Source organism: Bilifractor sp. HCP3S3_D3 (genome assembly GCF_052063915.1).
In the GTDB taxonomy this organism is placed as follows: Bacteria; Bacillota; Clostridia; order Lachnospirales; family Lachnospiraceae; genus Bilifractor.
In genome coordinates, this window is sequence record NZ_JBQHWP010000011.1 from 1 (window position 1) to 20,836 (window position 20,836).

The 20,836-nt window shown below is 51.7% G+C and carries 16 protein-coding genes; all 16 read left to right on the forward strand.

Annotated features, from left to right (window positions below; genetic code table 11):
* Positions 1 to 3,360: Spy0128 family protein (locus ACTNDI_RS07935; protein ID WP_441100424.1), on the forward strand; the 3,360-nt coding region annotated here is incomplete at its 5' end.
* Positions 3,361 to 3,742: 382 nt separating this feature from the next.
* The gene (locus ACTNDI_RS07940) at positions 3,743 to 4,411 is read left to right on the forward strand and encodes a diguanylate cyclase domain-containing protein (protein ID WP_441100425.1); all 669 of its coding nucleotides are present in this window, start codon (positions 3,743 to 3,745) and stop codon (positions 4,409 to 4,411) included.
* Positions 4,408 to 5,565 carry a hypothetical protein gene (locus ACTNDI_RS07945; RefSeq protein WP_441100427.1) on the forward strand — a complete coding sequence of 386 codons (1,158 nt, stop codon included), beginning with the start codon at positions 4,408 to 4,410 and terminating at the stop codon, positions 5,563 to 5,565. Before ACTNDI_RS07940 ends, ACTNDI_RS07945 begins: the two co-directional genes overlap by 4 nt.
* Before the next feature lie 138 nt (positions 5,566 to 5,703).
* Positions 5,704 to 6,237, forward strand: coding sequence for a signal peptidase I (gene lepB, locus ACTNDI_RS07950; RefSeq protein WP_441100428.1), 534 nt, complete (start codon positions 5,704 to 5,706; stop codon positions 6,235 to 6,237).
* A 134-nt stretch (positions 6,238 to 6,371) separates the two neighbouring features.
* Positions 6,372 to 7,379: a transglutaminase-like domain-containing protein gene (locus tag ACTNDI_RS07955; protein WP_441100429.1), complete on the forward strand. Its 1,008-nt coding sequence runs from the start codon at positions 6,372 to 6,374 to the stop codon at positions 7,377 to 7,379.
* 39 nt (positions 7,380 to 7,418) lie between these two features.
* Positions 7,419 to 8,573, forward strand: coding sequence for a type II secretion system F family protein (locus ACTNDI_RS07960; protein WP_441100430.1), 1,155 nt, complete (start codon positions 7,419 to 7,421; stop codon positions 8,571 to 8,573).
* 136 nt (positions 8,574 to 8,709) lie between these two features.
* Complete coding sequence (locus ACTNDI_RS07965) at positions 8,710 to 9,039, forward strand: hypothetical protein (RefSeq protein ID WP_441100431.1); 330 nt, start codon at positions 8,710 to 8,712, stop codon at positions 9,037 to 9,039.
* Between the two features lie 128 nt (positions 9,040 to 9,167).
* Positions 9,168 to 9,752, forward strand: a complete 585-nt coding sequence (locus ACTNDI_RS07970; RefSeq protein WP_441100432.1) for a DUF4860 domain-containing protein — start codon at positions 9,168 to 9,170, stop codon at positions 9,750 to 9,752.
* On the forward strand, positions 9,749 to 10,288 hold the full coding sequence (locus ACTNDI_RS07975) for a hypothetical protein (protein WP_441100433.1): 540 nt from the start codon (positions 9,749 to 9,751) through the stop codon (positions 10,286 to 10,288). Before ACTNDI_RS07970 ends, ACTNDI_RS07975 begins: the two co-directional genes overlap by 4 nt.
* The gene (locus tag ACTNDI_RS07980; protein ID WP_441100434.1) at positions 10,285 to 10,830 is read left to right on the forward strand and encodes a hypothetical protein; all 546 of its coding nucleotides are present in this window, start codon (positions 10,285 to 10,287) and stop codon (positions 10,828 to 10,830) included. The genes ACTNDI_RS07975 and ACTNDI_RS07980 overlap by 4 nt, the downstream gene beginning before the upstream one ends.
* 188 nt (positions 10,831 to 11,018) lie before the next feature.
* Positions 11,019 to 12,080 (forward strand): type IV pilus twitching motility protein PilT, encoded by a 1,062-nt coding sequence (locus ACTNDI_RS07985; RefSeq protein WP_441100435.1) that lies wholly within the window; start codon positions 11,019 to 11,021, stop codon positions 12,078 to 12,080.
* Between the two features lie 132 nt (positions 12,081 to 12,212).
* Positions 12,213 to 13,319 (forward strand): CobW family GTP-binding protein, encoded by a 1,107-nt coding sequence (locus ACTNDI_RS07990; protein WP_441100436.1) that lies wholly within the window; start codon positions 12,213 to 12,215, stop codon positions 13,317 to 13,319.
* A gap of 297 nt (positions 13,320 to 13,616) precedes the next feature.
* On the forward strand, positions 13,617 to 14,573 hold the full coding sequence (locus ACTNDI_RS07995) for a TIGR03943 family putative permease subunit (RefSeq protein ID WP_441100437.1): 957 nt from the start codon (positions 13,617 to 13,619) through the stop codon (positions 14,571 to 14,573).
* A 411-nt stretch (positions 14,574 to 14,984) separates the two neighbouring features.
* A complete protein-coding gene (gene pth / locus ACTNDI_RS08000; protein ID WP_441100438.1) occupies positions 14,985 to 15,572 on the forward strand; it encodes an aminoacyl-tRNA hydrolase in 588 nt (195 codons plus the stop codon).
* A 298-nt stretch (positions 15,573 to 15,870) separates the two neighbouring features.
* Positions 15,871 to 19,332 carry a transcription-repair coupling factor gene (mfd, locus tag ACTNDI_RS08005; protein WP_441100439.1) on the forward strand — a complete coding sequence of 1,154 codons (3,462 nt, stop codon included), beginning with the start codon at positions 15,871 to 15,873 and terminating at the stop codon, positions 19,330 to 19,332.
* Between the two features lie 240 nt (positions 19,333 to 19,572).
* Positions 19,573 to 20,772, forward strand: a complete 1,200-nt coding sequence (locus ACTNDI_RS08010) for a hypothetical protein (protein ID WP_441100440.1) — start codon at positions 19,573 to 19,575, stop codon at positions 20,770 to 20,772.
* Positions 20,773 to 20,836 lie beyond the last annotated feature (64 nt).

Below are 20,836 nucleotides of genomic sequence, written 5' to 3' on the forward strand. Positions count from 1 at the left end.
GGCAGCAGCAAGGGCAGCACGATCACATTCGACCATATCAGCTATAACAAGGCCGGTGAATATTACTATCTGGTTAAGGAGACAAGTAAAGACGGCAATGGCATAACCATTGACAAGAACGTAAAGAAAGTCCATGTCAGCGTAACGGATGACGGAAAGGGGAACTTGGAGGCATCTGTATCGCAAGGCAGTGAGCCAATCAGCTTTACAAATGCGTACAGCGCAACGGGCGGGATTGACCTTACGGGAACGAAGGCGATGACAGGCCGCACGCTTACGGACAATGATCAGTTCACATATGCGGTATATGCATCAAATGAAGCATATGATACGACTGGTGCTTTAGTTGCAAATGGCAGCAGCAAGGGCAGCACGATCACATTCGACCATATCAGCTATAACAAGGCCGGTGAATATTACTATCTGGTTAAGGAGACAAGCAAAGACGGCGACGGGATAACGGTTGATAAGAACCAAAAGAAAGTCCATGTCAGCGTTACAGATAACGGAAAGGGCAAACTGGAAGCATTCGTATCGAAGGGCAGTGAACCCATCAGCTTTACGAATACGTATAGTTCATCGAGCACAAGCGTAACGTTGGGTGGAACCAAAGTATTAGAGAACTATCCGACGGGTATACAGAATCCTGTATTCACGTTTAAACTGAATGAGGAGAATGGTGACTATCAGGATACGGCAACAGTTGAAGGTTCCGGACAATACAGATTCAAGAAGATTATTTACGAGGTCCCTGGACAGCATGTATACAAGGTTACTGAGGCTGTCGGCGACAACGCAGGAATTACCTACGATTCTACAACATATGAAGTAACCGTAAATGTAACGGATAACAGAAAGGGTGAGCTGAAAGCAACAATATCTGCAACGAAAGATGGTAAAGCTTACAGGAATGTCAATGCGGAAGGCGTTGGACTTGATTTCACCAACAAGTATGAAGCAAAAGCCGCTTCAGCTATAATCAATGGCAGCAAGACAATTAATGGCGGCACTGTAAAGGTGAAGGCAGGCCAGTTCCGGTTCAATCTGATCGAAGGTAAGAAAGTAATTGATACCGCGACAAACGATTCGGAGGGGAACTATGTATTCAGCAACTTGAGATATACATCCGTCGGTACGCATGAGTACAGAATTGTAGAACAGAATGCCGGAGAAATAATTGATGGAATCAAGTATTCGGATGAAGAAAGAACTGTTACTATCACGGTAACAGACGATGGAACGGGTAAGCTGGTAGCAAACAAAGCGACAGTAACCGCTTTCGACAACAAACAGTTCGCGAAAGTTACAGTCAGAAAGGACTGGGACGACGCAGGCAATGAGAGTTACCGTCCGTCTACGGTAGTAATTGATCTGATTGATACGAATACTGGAGCTACGGTTCAGAAGCTGGAGCTTTCGGATGTGAACAACTGGCAGGGAACGTTTGATCAGCTTGAAGCAGGAAAGAGCTACACCGTTCATGAGGAAGAGAACGATGAATTCTATAAGGCTTTGAACAACGATCAGGTTGTGACAGCTGATGTGAACGGCACACTGGTTGATTTGACGAACAAGTTTATTCATAAGCCGGTTACCGTTTATGCGAATAAGGTTCTGAACGGCGGAACGCTGACAAATGGCGAATTTATGTTCGCGCTCTACAGAAACAGTGATCCGGAGAAGGTTTACAGGACAGCTGCGAATAATGCGGCGGGCGAGATCTTCTTCACAGATGTGGAATACGATGAGAAGGGCTACACGGTTCGCGAGATCCAGGGAAGCGATGCTTCTGTCGCGTATGACAGCGATGCGATCGAATATGACGCCGAGGGTAACGTGACCAGCAGCTCTCATGCAGTATTGACGAATACAGTAAGACCGATTGTTCTGAGAGTACAGAAGAGATCAAGGACAGCTCCTTATGATCCGCTGCCGGGTGCTACCTATGGCCTGTACGAGGTTGTAAAGGGAGGCAATGATATCCTGATCGAATCTCAGGTATCCGATGAGAATGGATACATGTACTTCGGTAAGATTCAGCCGAGCACAGATGGAAATACGCATATCTACTACTTCAAGGAGATTGCGGCACCGGAAGGCCATGAGGTTGATCCGTACATCGGACAGAAGTTCCAGGTAAGATATACCGGAAATGGTGAGATCGCTCTGTTCAGCGAAGACGGACAGACACCGGTTACCATCGGTGACATTACATCTCAGAATGCAGAGAATCTTCTTGTTCAGCATACGTCTGCGAAGACAACACTTGACACGGCAGGAGCTCTGACATACTCCGATTCAAAGATCACCGCGACGGCACAGGCTGCTGACGGAGCATTTGAGGCAGGAACCACGATGAAGGTGGAGCCTCTTACCGGAAGTGAGCTGAAGGATGCACAGAACAAGGTAGAGATCGCCTGCGGAAAGATCGCAAGCAATGTTGTTTACTACAATGTTGAATTTGTGGATAAGAATGGCAAGGTAGCAGAGCCGAAGTTCGGTGATGTTACCGTTACGATTCAGTACAAGGACAGCCTGGCGCTGCCGGAGGGCACGGATGCGAAGGCACTGAAGATCGTTCATCTGAAGGAAAAATCCGACGGAACGGAGGTTCAGGCGGTTGCAGGATCCATTGCTGCAAATTCGGATAAATTGCTTCAGGCAAGCTTCACATCGGACAGCTTCTCGAAATTCGGTATTGTGGAGCCGTCTGCGGACAACAGTTCACTGAACAGCAATTATCTGGTAACTGCGGCAGGCGTATCCGACCAGGTATCCAGACTGAACATTGCAAAGCTGGATACTTCCGGAAAGTACCTGAAGGGCGCTAGACTGCAGATCATTGAAAAGGCAACCGGAAGAGTAATGGCTGACTGGACAACGACGGATGGTCCGGAAACCTTCGCAAGATGGTTTGACGAAGCACAGACCAAGTCGATGAATGTAGACACGTACTACATCTTGCACGAGGTATCTGCGCCGGATGGTTATCAGCTTGCAGATGATATTCTGTTCAGGATCAACAAATATGACAGCAGCATCACGATCTACAAGCTTGATGAAAATGGTAATCTTGTGGCTGATCAGGAAGCAATCGATAAGTGGGTAAGCGATAATACTCTGGACATGATCGATGTGCCGGTAGAATATCAGACAAAGAAGACCAGAATGCAGAAGACCGTTAAGTACGAGAAGGTGATTCAGGGCAAGGACAAGGTGGTCTATGTGACGAATGCAAAGGCCGTGAAGACAGGAGATGTTTCGAATCTTGCAATGTACATTCTTCTGTTTGCGGCAGCAGGTGCAGTGCTGATTGTCCTGTACTTCAGAAGACGTGACCAGAGGGCTCATAAGAGCTGATTTGCAATGAAAACAGATTTGCTGTGCTCCTGCCGTTCAGGCAGGGACACAGCCCCTGAGTTTGAATGGATGCAAGAGAGCAGGCACAGGGGATCATAGAGAGACTGGCGTACACGCTTCACAAGGCGCGGGTACGCCAGTCTTCTTATATGACGGCATTTCATTTTGACTATCATCATGGTAATTCTTATTAACTGAATCATGGCAATTCATGATAAAATGCAAGGTGTGGTACTTCGTGGTGGAAGATCCGCCAGTGCGGGATGCTTTTACCCAGCGGAAGATCCGCCAGAGTGGGATACTTTTACCCGGCGGAAGTTCCGCCAGAGTGGGATACTTTTACCCAGCGGAAGATCCACCGGAATGGGAGGATTTCGTCCATATGAAGAAAATGAATCTTGTGAAGACCATTCAGCTGCTTGTCTTCGGCATTCTGGCGGCGGTGGTTATTCTTGCGGTAGTGGCGGACAATGGCAGAAATGTGCGGGTAGTCAGTCTTCTGTTATGGCTGTCACTGGCGCTGTCTTTCTTTTTTATCTTTCTGGATTTCAGCTTTTATGCGAGAGAAGAAGAGGCGTATGCGAAGCTGCTTCGAAATCTCAGCTCAGATCAGATGACGAAGATCGGGAACCGGTACAGCATAGACAAGCTGATTGATAAATATGACAACCTGCCGCTTCCTTCGAACTTTGGATGTGTGGTGCTTACTCTGTCCAATATCCGGGAGATCAATGAGAAGTATGGCAGGCAGGAAGGGAACGCAGCCATTCGACGTTTTTCCCTGATTTTGAAAATGGCGTCTGTCGGTCACTGCTTCGTGGGCAGAAACGGCGGCAATAAGTTCGTGGCGATGTTTGAAAATGGATCGGAGGAAATGATCAGCCATTTTCTGGAACGAATTCGTGACAAGGTAGACGCGAACAATGCGGACAGCAGCAATCCTCCGATGAAGTTTGAGTATGGCATCGCATTTCATGAGGGTGGAGAGGTCAGGGAGGTTACAGACCTGATTTCCCTTGCGGACAGGAGAGTGGGTGAGGAGCATAAGTGAGAAGGCATGACCCCGAATATATCCGAGAATTGATCGATGAGTGGCGTGAGGGCGACGCCAATGCGTTTGCGGCGATTTACGATGTGACATGCAGAAAGGTTTATGAGCATGCATACCGGAGGCTGGCGGATATTTATCTGACGCAGGATGCAGTGACAGAGACCTATCTGCATGCCGGAGAAACGGAAAAGCCTGCGGACATTCCGATGCTCCGGTGGCTGCTGGAGATTACGGATGGTGTATGTGACAAGATCCTGCGGTATAATGGTGATGCAGCAGAGAAGAGAGAGTCTGCTCCGGGACAGAAGAAGGACGCGGAAGAGAAAATAGAATCCGCTCCGGGGCAGAAGAAGGACGCGGAAGAGAAAATAGAATCCGATCCAGGGCAGATGGGAGAATCAGCAGAGAAGAGAGAATCTGCTGTGTGGCATACGGGAGACGCAGATAAAAATCGAGGCGCAATGGCGGTACTGGATGATGATACGGCGGAACAGATGCTGTATAATATTCTGGATACGCTTGGAATGGAGCAGAACACGGTGCCGCTTCAGAACCTGGACATTTATATGGGCTACCGGAGACAGCGAAGCCGGCTGATGATCCTGGTCGTATGGATCATGGCGGCAATAATCATTCTCCTGCCGTTGCTACTGATACGTCCGAATATGACAATGGAGAAAACATCGAATGCCGATGAGGCGGGAAGGCCGGTATATACCTTACATGTCTCTTCGATTCTGGAGATCTATTCCGTGACAGCGGAGATTGGCGGGGACCAGATGCCGGTCTATCAGGAGGGCGCATCGGTCTATACCGTCCGGCCGACACGGAATGGCAGCATGAAGATTACGGTTACGGGGGAAAATCGCCGGCGTGTCAGCACGTCTATGCTGGTCGACACGAAGGATACGAAGCCGCCGGAGCTGGTGAGACGCAAAACAGATGGCAGGGATGCGGTGACGCTGTTCCTGACGGACGAAAGCGGCATCGATTATGACAGAATCAACGGAAGCGACGAGAAGGGCAGAACAATAGAGCCGGTGTCGTGGGAGGAAAGCACGGGAGCAGTTGCTTTTGCGTATCCTTCGGAGAAAATCGAGGTTTCCATTCCGGATCGGACCGGAAATGTACTGCGGCTTATTTTAAATCCGTAGCCGTGGTGTGATTTAAAGTTCGCAGCGGAACTGCAGCGCGACAGATTAATGGTGAAGCTGCAAGGCTGAACCATGGGAATCCCATCCTGCTTCAGTTGGGCGGAGTAGTTAAAGATATATGATGGAGAAGGAAACGTTTTGAAGGATCATGCAAGGGAGAAGAACCTGAAAAAGAATACAGCGGGAAGATATGGAACCTGGAAGCGGAGACTTCAGATTCTGATTCAGTACTTGGTGCTTTTTGCGATAGGAATTGCTTTGTTGTTCCGGCTGGTGATCGGAGTCGCGAGAGTTTCCGGAAATTCTATGGACCCGACGTTTCATAATGGCCAGACCGTCTGGTACAACCGCCTGGAACACAGCTATCAGCCCGGGGATATCATCTGCTTCCGCCTTCCGGACGGAGAGCTGCTGATCAAGAGAGTGATTGCCGTGGGAGGGGACACCGTCGATCTTAAGAATGGCGAGGTTCTGGTAAATGGCAAGGCGCTGAACGAGTCAGCCTACGCGCATGGAAGCACAGAGACGGAAGAGGGCGAGGTGACTTACCCGTATCAGGTGCCGGAAGACAGCTATTTCGTGATGGGGGACAACCGGGAACATTCCGTGGATTCAAGATCTTTCAAGGCGATTGTCGGAGCTGCGATCAAGGGCAGGCTGTTCGGCGCGTAGAGTACAGTACAGTTTACAGGCCACGAGGAGCAGAAACCGGACTTGATTGCGGATATACCGGAGCTCTTGTGGTACAGTACAGTTTATAAGCCCTGGGGCAAAGGAAAAGAACCGGAAAGGAGGGAAAAGCGCATATGCTCATGCAGATGCACGAGAACAGATACGTTAAGCTGCCGGCAAGACGCAAGACTGCCTTCCGGCTTCTTTTTCTGTCATTTGCGCTGCTCCTTTCCGGATGCGGAGGAAAGCCGGGAAGTCCGGGGAGCGGCAACGCAGCGGAGGAATCGGCGGACGCTTCGTCCGGCGGATATTCCTGGCAGCCGCTGGCTTCCTCAGAAGATCTTCTGGTTACTCGCGCGGATGGAACGAAGACCTTTCAGAATGAGGACGGGAGCATAGTACTGGATCTGTCTCATACAGATAACGGCTATCTGATGATCAAGGATACGAATGACAAAAGTATTCAGATTCAGATCACCAATCCGAACGGAGAGATGTACCCGTATCCGCTGAAGGAGGGCGGAGAGTTTGAAGCGCTGCCTCTGACCTGCGGGAACGGAGATTATTCCATAAAGGTGCTGGAGAATGTTTCCGGTGACCAGTATGCGGTCGGTCTGTCGCAGGATTTTACAGTTAAACTTCTGGATGAATTTCAGCCGTTTCTGTACCCCAGTCAGTACGTGGACTATTCCGCCTCGAGCGATGTCGTGAAGCTGGGAGAGAAGCTTGCGGGGGAGGCAAAGTCTGATCTGGAGTATGTGCAGAACGTCTATAATTATGTGATTTCCAATATTTCTTATGATGAGCAGCTGGCGGAGAGTACACCTGTGAACTATATCCCGGAGCCGGACGAGACGCTGAGTTCCGGGAAGGGAATCTGCTTTGACTATGCGTCTCTGATGACGGCGCTTCTGAGGTGCGAGAAGGTGCCGACGAAGCTGGTGACGGGTTATTCCGGAAAAGCCTACCACGCCTGGGTAAGTGTCTATCTGGAGAAACGGGGCTGGGTGGATCACATTATTTTTTTTGACGGAAAAAAATGGACCCTGATGGATCCGACGCTGGGCGCCAATAATGATGAGAAAGAAGTCAAAAAATACGTGGGAGACGGATCTAATTACACGGAGAAATACGTGTACTGAGCGGTCCCGAGTAATCAGCCCGAAGGGAGAGTGATTGAGATGAACGGAGAAGAAGCAAAAAAGGAACTGGGCAGGGTGAACCACGGCGCGGAGAGCACAGATCGCAGAAAGGCGCACCGCAGTGTGTTCGGTCGGAAAAAGCCGGGCGGAGCACGGAGGATCCGGCATCTTTCGAATCTGGAAGCGGCCGCCTTTGCCGGCCAGATGGCGCTTGTCCTGAAATCCGGTCTTTCCGGAATTGAGGGGATCACTCTGATGTATGATAATGCGGAGGACCCGGAGGAGCGTGAGATTCTGAAGCAGATCCTGGATGAGTCTGATTTTCCCGGATCGCTGGCACCGGCGATGAAGAAGACCGGAGTCTTTCCGTCTTACATGGTCCGGCTGGTCCGGATCGGCGAGAGAACCGGAAATCTGGATACGGTGATGGCTGCTCTTGAGGAATATTATGAAAATGAGGAAGAGATGCGCAGAGAATCCTCGGACGCCATGCTCTACCCGCTGATTCTCACCTGTGTCATGCTTGCCATTATCATTGCTCTTGTGGTGAGGGTGATACCGGTCTTTGAGCAGGTGTACCGGGAGCTGGGAACAGAGCTGACCGGATTTCCGCTTGTGCTCAAGGAGATCGGAGATATGATCCGGACCTATTCCATTTCTGTTCTGTTGATTGTCGGATCGCTTGTGCTGGTGATTTTTGTTAGCAGGCTGACGGAGGAGGGCCGGACGTTCTGGCACAATTTCGGCAGGCATTTCAAGGCTGCCCGGAAGGGATACGAAGAGATGGACGCCTATCGTTTTTCCCGGGTGATGTCGATGACACTTTCAAGCGGGCTGACTCCGGAGGAGGGGATGGATATGGCGATTGACCTGATCTCGGAAAAGAACTACCGGAACAAGCTATCGGCGGTTCGCAGGGATATGGATGCGGGAATGTCCATGGCGCAGAGTCTGAAGGATCATGAGGTCTTTTCCGGGATGTACGCCAGAATGGCGATTCTGGGAGAAAAGTCCGGCTCTCTGGATCAGGTTCTCGGCGAGATTTCCGGATTTTACAGACAGCAGACGCAGGAGCGGCTCAACCGTTTTATCTCATCGATCGAGCCGATTCTGATCATCATTCTTTCTGTGCTGACGGGCGGAATTCTGCTGAGTGTCATGCTCCCGCTGCTGGGTGTGATGACCTCCCTGTAATGACCTCTCTGTAAAACCGCCGGTGGCAAGTACCGAGTAGGCCAGTGTGTGTGATGACCTCCCTGTAAACCGCAGTGCTGCAAAGAATACGGGAACAGACGGACTTCATCAATATCAAATAGGAGGGGATTGATCGATGGCGCGTTTTGCAAGAAAGAGACACAGCCGAAATCATGCCTATGTGCGGCTCGTCGCGGCAGTTCTGGTGATTGTGGCCTTTGGCATCGGGATTCATCTGATTTCTGTCGGTGACGTAAACCGTCAGGAAAAGAATCTGCGGCAGGCTCTCGAGAATGACATTACAGCCTGTTATTCGATGGAGGGGAGGTACCCGGAGAGTTTGTCGTATCTGAAGCAGAATTACGGTCTTATCTACAATGAGAAGATGTTTTATGTGGACTATCAGGTGACAGGCTCCAACATCCGCCCGGTCGTTACCGTCATCCGGAAAGACGGTAAGGAGTGAGGCGCAGGAGTAAGGCATAGTACGGTGCAGGAGTAAGTGCAGTAAGGCGCAGGAGTGTGGGACAGCAGAATGAGATGTACGGCAGTTGAGAGCAACAGGATACTGCAGAATGTTCCGGAGGTGATATCATGAACCGGTTTCGGGGAAACAGAAAATCAGAGGCTTCGTTGATCGGAGCCTTCGCTGCTGTATTGCTGGCGTTTTTTTTCGCCGGAAGCGCGATTCTGGTCCTTCTGTTCGGCGCGCGGGAGTATGAATCAACGGTGAGAAAATCATCCGATGATTTTTCGTCACGCACATTGCTTACCTATATCACAGAAAAGATTCATCATAGCGACGCCGGAGGCAATGTCAGCATCCGGGAGACAGACGGAATACCGGTCCTGGTGATTGAAAGTGCGGATTCTGGCACCAGATATGAGACTCTCATTTATGAATACGATGACAGTGTGCGGGAACTGACCGTGACAGAGGAGACCGGGTGGCAGCTGGATGCGGGAGAGCCGATTCTGGAAGTTAAGAGTTTCAAGCCGGAGGAACGAAAGCCGGGACTTCTGTATTTTGATTGCCTTGACAGCAAGGGAGAGCGGGCGGATACCTATGTATATGTACGCTCTGCCGCCTCGGGCGAGACGGAGGAAGAGGATCCAGAACCGGAAGCAGGAGCTCAGAAACCGGTGTCAGAATCAGAAGGTGAGGGGATTGCTTCATGAAAAAACGGGAATCGTTTTTGTTCCTGATCGAACTGATGATTTCAATTTTGATATTCTTTGTGGTCGCCGCGATCTGTCTGTTGATTTTTTCCAAAGCCCATCGGATGAACCGTTCTTCGCAGGAGCTGAATCTTGCCTCCCGGGCGGAGGCAAATCTGGCGGAACTGATCAGCAGTGCAGGGAGCATGGAAGAAGCAGAGAAACTGATCCGTGAGGCTTTTCCCGAGGCGGAGTTTTCCGATCAGACAGAGGAAGAACAGGCAGGGAAAGATCAGGCAGAGGAAGAACAGGCAAGGAAAGATCAGGCAGAGGAACCTGGCGTATCCCTTGTCATTCCGTATGATTCTCAGCTGAAGCAGACGGAGAAAAGAGCGTCTTATCAGCTGACAGCCGATATCCATACGGAAAACGGCATGGTTCATGCGGACATGCATTTTTACCCGGTGGATCGGAAAGGGCAGAATACAGGAGATTCCGTGTATGATCTTGCGATAAGGAGTGTTATCCCGGATACCTGGGAAGGGGAGACGTCATGAATGTTCCTTATTTTAGAAAAAAACGAACGGAAGAGGGCATAACATTTCCCTTTCCCCTGGGCATGTCGCTCCTGTTTGTCTGCTTTCTCGCGCTGTGTATCTTTTCCTTTGCGGTGCTTTCCCTGCTTACGGCGAGAAATGAGTATAAGATCAGCCAGAAGACCGCAGAGCATCAGTCTGCGTATTATGCCGCATCCAACAAGGCAGAGGATCGGATCGCGGAGCTGGACGAAGAGTGGAAGAGCGCGGAAGAAAGCGGGAAGAAGATGCCTGAGAAGGTGGCCTTCCAGATTGAGGTTGACAGCGAAAGCGTTCTTTCGGTTGTTGTGGAGGCTGAAAGCGAAAATACGGGGGAAAACACGGAGAACGGAGCGAAGGATAATATAGAGAACGGAGCGGGGGCTTCCTCGGAAAACGTAACGGAGAACAGGACGGGAGAAGGTGCAGAGAGCGGCTACCGGATCGTGGAATGGAAAGTGATTTCAACGGGTGAGTGGGAGCCCGAGACAACGATTCCCGTGATGACACCGGGCGTATCTTAAATGGATGAGAGCAGCCGGGCATGATGAACTTATATCACAATTGCAAAGGCGACCGGCGACAATCGTGAACGGATGAAAGTGCAGGGTATGATGAACCGGTAAATTATCCGGATGGAAGAATGAACGGAGCATCAGCATACAGAATGCACTCGGACAAGACGGAGAAGTATCGGAGGACAAGCAGAGAGATGGACATCACAGAAATTTTAAAAAAGGGAGTAGAGATGCACGCATCGGATATCTTTATCGTTGCCGGAGCAACTCTCACGATACGAAAAGACGGTGAGATTCAGAGCGTTTCAGATACAAAACTGACGGCGGATGACACAAGGCAGCTGTTGATCGGGATCTATGAGCTGGCGGAAAACCGCGACCGGACGCCCTTGAAAAAGGGTGGAGACGATGATTTTTCTTTCCATATCTCGGGACTTTCCCGATTCCGGGTGAGTGCCTATAAGCAGAGAGGATCTTATTCGGCGGTTATCCGGATCGTGGCTTTTGAGCTGCCGGATCCTGCCAGACTTGGAATACCGGAAAGTGTGATCCGCACAGGAGCGGAGAGACGGGGGATGGTGCTGGTCACAGGCCCTGCGGGAAGCGGGAAGACAACGACGCTTGCCTGTATCATAGATGCCATCAACATGCAGAGAAACGCGCATATTATCACACTGGAGGATCCGATCGAATACCTTCACAGGCACAAGAACAGCATTGTGAGCCAGAGAGAGATCCGCTCGGATTCGAACAGCTATCTGACGGCGCTTCGGGCGTCGCTCCGGCAGAGCCCCGACGTTATTCTGCTCGGTGAGATGCGGGATTACGAGACGATTTCCGTCGCGATGACCGCTGCCGAGACCGGACATCTTATTTTTTCCACGCTGCATACCATGGGGGCGGCCAATACGATCAACCGGATCATCGATGTCTTCCCCGCTAATCAGCAGAGGCAGATCGCGGTGCAGCTGTCCACCGTTCTGATGACCGTCATTTCACAGCAGCTCGTTCCGTCCGTGGACGGCGGCAGAATTCCGGCCTTTGAGATCATGACGGTCAATCCCGCGATCCGGAATATGATCCGGGACAACAAGATCTATCAGATCAACGGCGTCATCTACGGTTCCGCGACGGAGGAGATGGTCTCCATGGACAACAGCCTTTTTTCGCTGTATGAGGCCGGAAAAATCACCAGGCAGACCGCGCTTGACTGTGCGACAAATCCGGAAATGCTCGAACGAAAGCTGAAGGAGTGATGAGAGGCGAAACCAATTGTAATTTGACATTTCTACGGATTGCAGTATAATGGTAAAGCTACGCAATAGAATAGTGCACAACCTAATCAGCCGCTCACAGCGGCGGTTCACAGAACAGGAGAGTGATTTTATATGGCAAAGATAGATATTATTTCAGGTTTTTTGGGTGCAGGCAAGACTACGCTGATCAAGAAGCTTCTTGCGGATGCCCTGAAGGGACAGCAGGTGGTTCTGATTGAGAACGAGTTCGGTGAAATCGGAATCGACGGCGGTTTCCTGAAGGACGCGGGCATTGAAATCAAGGAGATGAATTCCGGATGCATCTGCTGCTCCCTGGTCGGCGATTTCGGCGTCGCGCTGAAGGAGGTCGTTGACAAGTATCATCCGGACCGCGTGATCATCGAGCCCTCCGGTGTCGGGAAGCTTTCGGATGTCATCCGTGCAGTCGAGAAGAATGCCGGCGCCGCGGATCTTGAGCTGAACAGCGCAACGACGGTTGTCGATGTCACAAAGGCAAAGATGTATCTGAAGAACTTTGGCGAGTTCTTCAAGAATCAGGTCGAGGCTGCCGGCACGATCATCCTGAGCCGTATGGATACACCGAAGGCGACAGACGCGAAGGTTGAGGAAGCGCTGGCGCTGATCCGTGAGCTGAATCCGAAGGCAACGGTCATCACCACACCGGTAGAGCAGCTCAGCGGCAAAAAGGTTCTGGATACCATGGAGGGCGTGAAGATTGATCTCTCGCTCGTTGAGGATGATGACGAGGACGAAGAGGAGCACGAGCATCATCATCACGATCACGACGGGGATGAGCATGACCACTGCGGGCACCATCATGGCGATCACGACGGGGATGAGCATGACCACTGTGATCACCATCATGATCATGATGAGGAGGGTCATGAGCACCATCATGATCACTGCGGATGCGGCCATCACCACCATCATCATCACGATGCGGATGAGGTCTTCACCAGCTGGGGGCAGGAGACGATCCGGAAGTACACCAGCGATGAGATCAGCAGTATTCTTAAGGCTCTTTCCGCGGACAATACCTATGGAACAATTCTGCGTGCAAAGGGCATGGTAGAGGGAACCGACGGAAAGTGGATTTATTTTGACATGGTTCCGGAAGAAGCAGACGTCCGCGAGGGCGCACCGGAGTATACCGGCCGGCTGTGCGTGATCGGATCCGATCTGAAGGAAGACAAGCTGAAGGAGCTCTTCAAGCTCTGATCCGTGTCCAAAGTATGCGAAGCGGCGCATGGACGTGGGTGAATGCCGAAACAAACTCAGTTTTTCCTTATCGGGCAGGCAATATTGGGTTGTACCCGGATCGGGCAGGCAATATTGGGTTGTACCCGGATTGGGCACAGGCAATATAGGATCGCACGCGGATCAGGGAGGCAATTTAGGATTGCACCCGGATCAGACAGACAAAATGTGATTGCACCCGGATCTGGCAGCCGATATGGAGATACGAAAACAGATGGAGCTTTGTGATACATACATATAGTATAGAAAGTTAAAACTATGGATGAGAATGAAATCGAAGTCCCGATTTATCTGATCACGGGATTTCTGGAAAGTGGAAAAACATCTTTCCTGAATTTTACGATTGCCCAGGATTATTTCCAGATCGACGGGCCGACCCTTCTGATCAATACAGAGGAAGGGGAAGAGGAATACGATGAAAAGGAACTGCTGAAGTACAATACAGTGATCGAGACGATCGATGAACAAGAGCAGTTCAGCTATGAGAACCTTCGGGCGTTTCAGAGAAAATACAGCCCGGAACGTGTGATTATCGAATTCAACCCGCTGTGGAGCGTGGACAAGCTCTGGCAGATGCGGCTTCCCAGGGGATGGGGCATTGTGCAGCAGATCGTGACAGTGGATGCGTCTACCTTCCAGGTCTATCAGACCAACATGAAGTCTCTGTTCGCGGAGATGAGCCGGCAGGCGGATATGGTGCTGTTCAATCGCTGCAAGAGAGATATGCCGCTCTCCAATTTCCGCCGGAGCTTTAAGGTAGTGAATCCGGGCTGTGATGTGCAGTTCCTGGATGTGGACGGACAGCCGGTGGATATCTTTGAAGATTCGGTTCCCTATGATCTGGATCAGGATATTATCGATATTGATGATGTGGATTACGGAATTTTCTTCGTGGATCTTCAGGATAATCCGGATCGCTATAAGGGGAAAAAAGTACGCTTCAAGGGCATGGTGCTGAAGAGCCGGGAGGCCGGAGCGGACTTCTTCATGCCGGCGCGCACGGCGATGACGTGCTGCGCGGCGGATATGCAGTACATCGGCTATCTGTGTCACAGTAAGAACGCCGCGAAGCTGACCGAGGGAAGCTGGGTGCAGCTGACGGCGAGAGTCGATTATAAGTTCGTACCGATGGCGCAGGAAGAGGAGCCGGTATTCCAGGCGATCACGATCAAGGCCGCGGAGCCGCCGGCAGTCGAGACGGTGTATTTCAATTAACAGAAAGCCGCGGAGCAGCCGGCAGCCGGGATGGTGTATTTTGATCAAGGCTGTGGAGTCATTGGCAGCATAGGAAGAGCATTGACATGAGCTCTCAGCTGTCTGTGTGATCCGACGAAAAAGAACAGCTTACAGATATGAACCGGGGACCCGCTTCTGGCGGGTTGCCGGCTGTGTCTGTATTGTGAAGAAACAGAGAGAAAATCATGTATCTGACAGCAGGGCTGGGAAATTCGGCGAGAAAATTATGTATCTGACAGCAGGACTGGGATATTCGGCGAGAAAATTATGTATCTGACAGCAGGACTGGGATATTCGGCGAGAAAATTATGTATCTGACAGCAGGGCTGGGAAATTCGGCGAGAAAATCATGTATCTGACAGCAGGGCTGGGAAATTCGGGGAGAAAATTATGTATCTGATAGCAGGACTGGGAAATCCGGGAAGAAAATATGACGGTACGAAGCACAACATGGGTTTTGACGTCATCACCGAGCTGGCGGACCGTTATAATGTGCCGTCGTCAGGGCTTTCGATGAAAGCGATGTACGGCAAGGCCGTGATTGGCGGAGAAAGGGCAATCCTGATCAAGCCTCTTACCTATATGAATCTGTCCGGTGAGGCCATACAGGAGTATGTGCATTACTACAAAATTGATCCGGAGACACAGCTGATCGTCATATATGATGACATCGATCTGGAGCCCGGTCAGCTTCGAATCCGGAAGAAGGGGAGCGCCGGGGGCCATAATGGTATGAAGAATATCATTCAGTGTCTCGGAACCGACCGGTTCGCGCGAATCCGTGTGGGGATCGGCGCAAAGCCGGAGCACTGGGATCTGGCGGATTACGTTCTGGCTCCGTTTCCCGGAGCGGTGAGAGAGACGGTTGATGCGTCGATCCGGGATGCCGCGGATGCGGTCGAGATGATTCTGCAGGGTGATATTGACAAGGCCATGGGGAAATACAATCAGAACCGCAGGAAGGCGGAGGAGATTTAACGTGTATAACGGCTGAGACATGTATCGTACAGCCCGGGCGGATGTATCGCTGCCGGGAACAGAAAGTTACAGCTGTCATTTCGATTCATAGAATCGCAGCGCCTGCAGTATCGCCGCCTGATGGAGCAGAAGGATACAGCCGACATTGCGATTCATATGATCGCACCGCCTGCAGTATCGCCGCCTGATGGAGCAGAAGGATACAGCCGTCATTGCGATCCATAGGATCGCAGCGCCTGCAGTATCGTTGCCGGGTGACAGAACGTACGAATGGAGAAAAGAGAAAGAGAAGAACAGTATGATTGAGGCATTGAAACAGCCGCTGGAGATGATGGCCGGTTTCGAGGATCTGAAGAAGAAGATCGGATCCGACGGCAAAGCAATTGAGATTTCCGGCTGTCTGGATTCTCAGAAGGCGCATATTGCCGCGGGGCTCGCCGAGGGAAGGCCGGCTGCTCTGCTGATTGCGGAGAATGAGCTGAAGGCAAGGGCGCTGTACGAGGATTTCAGACTCTTCAATCCGGATGTCATGTATTTTCCGAGAAGAGACCTGATTTTCTACCAGGCGGATGTATCGGGAAACCTGCTGACAAAACAGAGGATGCAGGTGATAAAAGCGCTGATTGAGCAGAAGAATGTCACGGTGATTACCTCGACAGGGGGATGCATGGACTATCTTCTGCCTCTTGACGTGCTCCGAAAAGCTGCCGTGACGATCCGGAGCGACAGTGAGATTGACATTCAGGAGCTGAGCCGCAGGCTTGCGGAGATGGGATATGAGAGAGTCGGCCAGACGGAGGCGTCCGGGCAGTTCGCTGTCCGTGGAGATATCATTGATGTCTTTCCGCTGACGGAAGAGGATCCGTGGCGGATTGAGCTGTGGGACAACCAGGTGGATTCGATCCGCAGCTTTGACGCGGAGACACAGAGATCCATCGACAGCAACCTGGAGGAGATCACGATATATCCGGCCATCGAGGAAATCGGACGGGACGATGATGCGCTTCGCGAGGAAAGCGGCGGAGCCGGTCAGCGGGCGGAGAAGGCGAGAGCATTTTACCGGAGACTGACGGATACCTTCATCGACTACTTCCCCGAGGGAAGCGTTTTTTTCCTGGATGAGCCAGCGAGACTGTTTGAGAACGCCGGGGCGATTGTCAGTGAGTATCAGGAGGCGATGAAGCACCGGATCGAGGAGGGGCGGATAACCAGTCTTGAGGCGAACCGCATGCTGACGGAAGAGCAGCTGGGCTATAATCTCAGCCGGAAGAGCTGTGTGATTCTGTCACTGATGGAACAGCATCACCTTCCTCTGGAGATCGGGGAACGGGTCTCGGTCACCGTGCGGTCGGTCAGCTCCTACAACAACCAGTTTCCGATGCTGGTCAATGATCTGAAGAATTACCGGAAAAATCATTATCGGGCGGTGCTGCTGTCCGCTTCGAGGACGAGAGGAAAAAGACTTGCGGAGAATCTCGTGGAAGAAGGGCTACCGGCTTTTTTCAGTGAGGATGCGGACCGGGAGATCTCCGCGGACGAGATCATGGTCACCAGGGGAAATATCGGCAAGGGATTTGAATATCCGCTGCAGAAGTTTGTGCTCATCACGGAGTCGGATATCTTTGGAGCGGAAAAACGCAGGAAGCGGAGAAAAAAAGCCGACAGCAGCGGCGCCGGGAAGATCCGGAGCTTTGCGGATCTCACCGTTGGAGATTATGTGGTGCACGAGAACCACGGTCTCGGCATTTACCGGGGGATCGAGAAGGTGGTTGTCGACCGTGTCGCGAAGGATTATATCAAGATCGAATATGCGGGCGGAAGCAATCTTTACGTGCTCGCCACGCAGCTGGACTCCCTGCAGAAGTATTCCGGAGGAGAAGCCGGAAGCGGAAGAAAAGCCAAAATCAATACGCTCGGAGGCAGGGAATGGTCAAAGACCAGGAGCAGGGTCCGGGGCGCGGTAAAAAATATCGCGAAGGAGCTGGTGGCTCTGTATGCCTCCCGTGAGAGAACGGAGGGGTATCAGTACGGACCGGACACGGAGTGGCAGAGAGAGTTTGAGGAGATGTTCCCGTTTGAAGAGACGGAGGATCAGCTTCAGGCAATCGAGGACACGAAGCGGGATATGGAGAGCAGCAAGGCCATGGACCGCCTGATCTGCGGCGATGTCGGCTACGGGAAGACCGAGATCGCGATCCGCGCCGCCTTCAAGGCTGTGCAGGAGAACAAGCAGGTCGTTCTCCTGTGTCCGACGACAATACTTGCGCAGCAGCATTTTAATACCTTTACCCAGAGGATGAAGGATTTTCCTGTCCGGATCGATATGCTGAGCCGTTTCCGGACAAATGCCCAGCAGAAGAAGACCATTGAGGCGGTTCGCAAGGGAATGGTGGACATTCTGATCGGAACCCACCGCGTGCTGTCGAAGGATATCACCTTCAAGGATCTCGGACTGCTGATCGTTGATGAGGAGCAGCGGTTCGGTGTGACCCATAAGGAAAAAATCAAGCAGATGAAGCGGAACGTGGATGTGCTTACCCTGACGGCGACGCCGATACCGAGGACGCTCCATATGAGCCTGATCGGCATCCGGGACATGAGTGTTCTGGAGGAGCCGCCGCTGGACCGCATGCCGATCCAGACCTACGTGATGGAATATGACGAGGAACTGGTGAGGGAGGCGATCAGCCGGGAACTTGCCAGAGACGGTCAGGTATTTTTTGTCTACAACCGCGTAAACGGGATCGCGGATATGGCGGCAAGGATTCAGGAACTGGTGCCGGATGCCTCTGTGGCCTATGCGCACGGGAAGATGAAGGAGAATGAGCTGGAAAAAATCATGTATCAGTTCATCAACGGCGATATTGACGTGCTGGTGTCCACGACGATCATTGAGACCGGAATGGATATCTCAAATGTCAACACACTGATCGTCTGCGACGCGGACCGGCTGGGACTTTCGCAGCTGTATCAGCTTCGCGGGAGGGTCGGAAGGTCAAACCGCAACGCCTATGCGTTTCTGATGTATCGCAGGAACAAGATGCTCAGGGAGGATGCGGAGAAGCGGCTTCACGCGATCCGTGAGTTCACAGAGCTCGGAAGCGGCGTGAAGATCGCCATGCGGGATCTGGAGATCCGCGGCGCCGGAAATCTTCTGGGAGCTGAGCAGTCCGGCCATATGGAGTCGGTCGGCTACGATCTGTACTGCAAAATGCTCAATGAGGCTGTCCGTGAGGCAAAGGGCGGAAGAGAAGAGGCGGACTTCGAGACGACGATTGATTTGTCCGTGGATGCCTTTATCCCGGAGAGCTATATCCCGGAGGAGGGACAGAAGCTGGATATCTATAAGAGAATCGCAGGGATTGAGACGCATGAGGAGGCGGATGAGATGATCAGTGAGCTTCTGGACCGTTACGGAGAACCGCCGGAGTCCGTCATGAATCTTGTGAGTGTGGCGCTCCTGAAGGCAGAGGCGCACAGGGCTTATATCTCCGAGATCAAGCAGACCAGAGATGAGGTCCGGATCACTCTTTACCCGCAGGCCGGGATCAATGCCGCGAAGATTCCGGGAATTCTGGAGCAAGAGCAGTTCCGGAACCGCCTCTTCTTCAAGGCGGGGGCAAAGCCTTACTTCTCTTATGTCCTGCGGAAGGCATCTGACAGACGTTTTGAGAGGATCCGGAAGGCGATGACTGCCTTTACAGAGGAACTGCAGAAGATCCGCCTCGATGCGGGAGAAGGTTCGCAGAATGAGCATTGACGAATTCTGCAGAGAGGCTGCAGAAGTTCCGCTTCGATGCAGGGCGGTTGTGAAATGTGGAATTTCAAGTTGCCCTGCTACGGCATTGAGTATATAATTTAAACATTGGTGCCGTGGAAGACGGGCACCGGAATAGTATAACTCTTCACAGCAGGCATGAAAGGCAGGGGTTTAAAGCATTGCCTTATCTGTTGCGTGTGAAGGGATCGATAAAGTATGGATGATTCGGAGGAATCGGTAATGAACAAGTTTAAGAAGGCATCTCTGTGCGGAGTTCTGGCGATGGCTATGATGGTCTCTGTATTTGCGGGATGCGGAAAAGTTGATGGCACAAAGACTGCCCTGGCAGTTGGAGACGAGAAGGTCAGCCTCGGTACGGCTGGATTTTTCCTGAGATACCAGCAGGCATCTACGACCTATATGCTGAAGCAGTACGGACTGTCTTCCGGTACGTTCTGGAGCAACCAGTATTCAGCGGCAACCAGTTCACAGGATGCCATGACGTATGGAGATAACCTCAAGAACTCCGTCAAGGACACGATCGTTCAGGATGTTCTGTTGCGCGCGCACGCTTCGGATTACAGCGTAACCATTCCGGACGAGCTGGCGACACAGATTGAGGACGCGGCGAAGACAACCTATGAGAAGAACCAGAAGAAGCTGGACAAGATGGGAGTTTCTCAGGATAACATCAAGGAGGTTCTGGAGCTTCAGACCTATCAGCAGCTGATGTTTGAGCCGATGACGGCAGACACGGATACAAACGTCACCGATGATGAGGCGAAGCAGTCGAGTATTACGTATGCGCGTATTGCGCTGACCAAGACGGACAGCAGCACCGGTACGACGACAGATGCCACGGATGATGAGAAGGCCACCTACAAGAAGGAACTGGAAGAGCTTCTGACGCAGGTAAAGGACAGCGGCGATGTCGCGAATGCCGATATGAAGACGATGGCAAGCAACCTGGACAGCACCAATATCGCGTGCACCACATACTCCTACGGCGCGGACGACACGGTAATGCCGGATTCGGTCATTGACGCGGCGAACAGCCTTTCTGATGGAGAGATCTATGACGGAGTGATCGACACCGGGGATTATTACTACCTGGTGAGAATGGACAAGACCTTCGATAAGGATGCGACCGAGAGCAAGAAACAGGACATCGTATCGCAGAGAAAGCAGACCAATTATAACAAGAAGCTTCAGGAGTGGAAGGACGCCGTACAGGTCGTTGAGGAAAGCCCGTGGAAGAAGCTTGAGGTGAATGACACCGATGCTTATACCGAGCTTGTAGCTTCCTCATCTGTATCGTCATCTTCTGCTGTATCGGGAAGTTCTGTAACATCATCCTCGGCAGTGACTTCAGGCAGCAGCGCAGCGTCATCCTCTGCGGCAGCATCGGGTAGCTCTACGGTATCGTCTTCGGGACAGTAAGCCACATCCGCTCACACAAGGTGTGAAACAGTGAGGTGAACGCTGCGGCAGACCGACGAAGCGG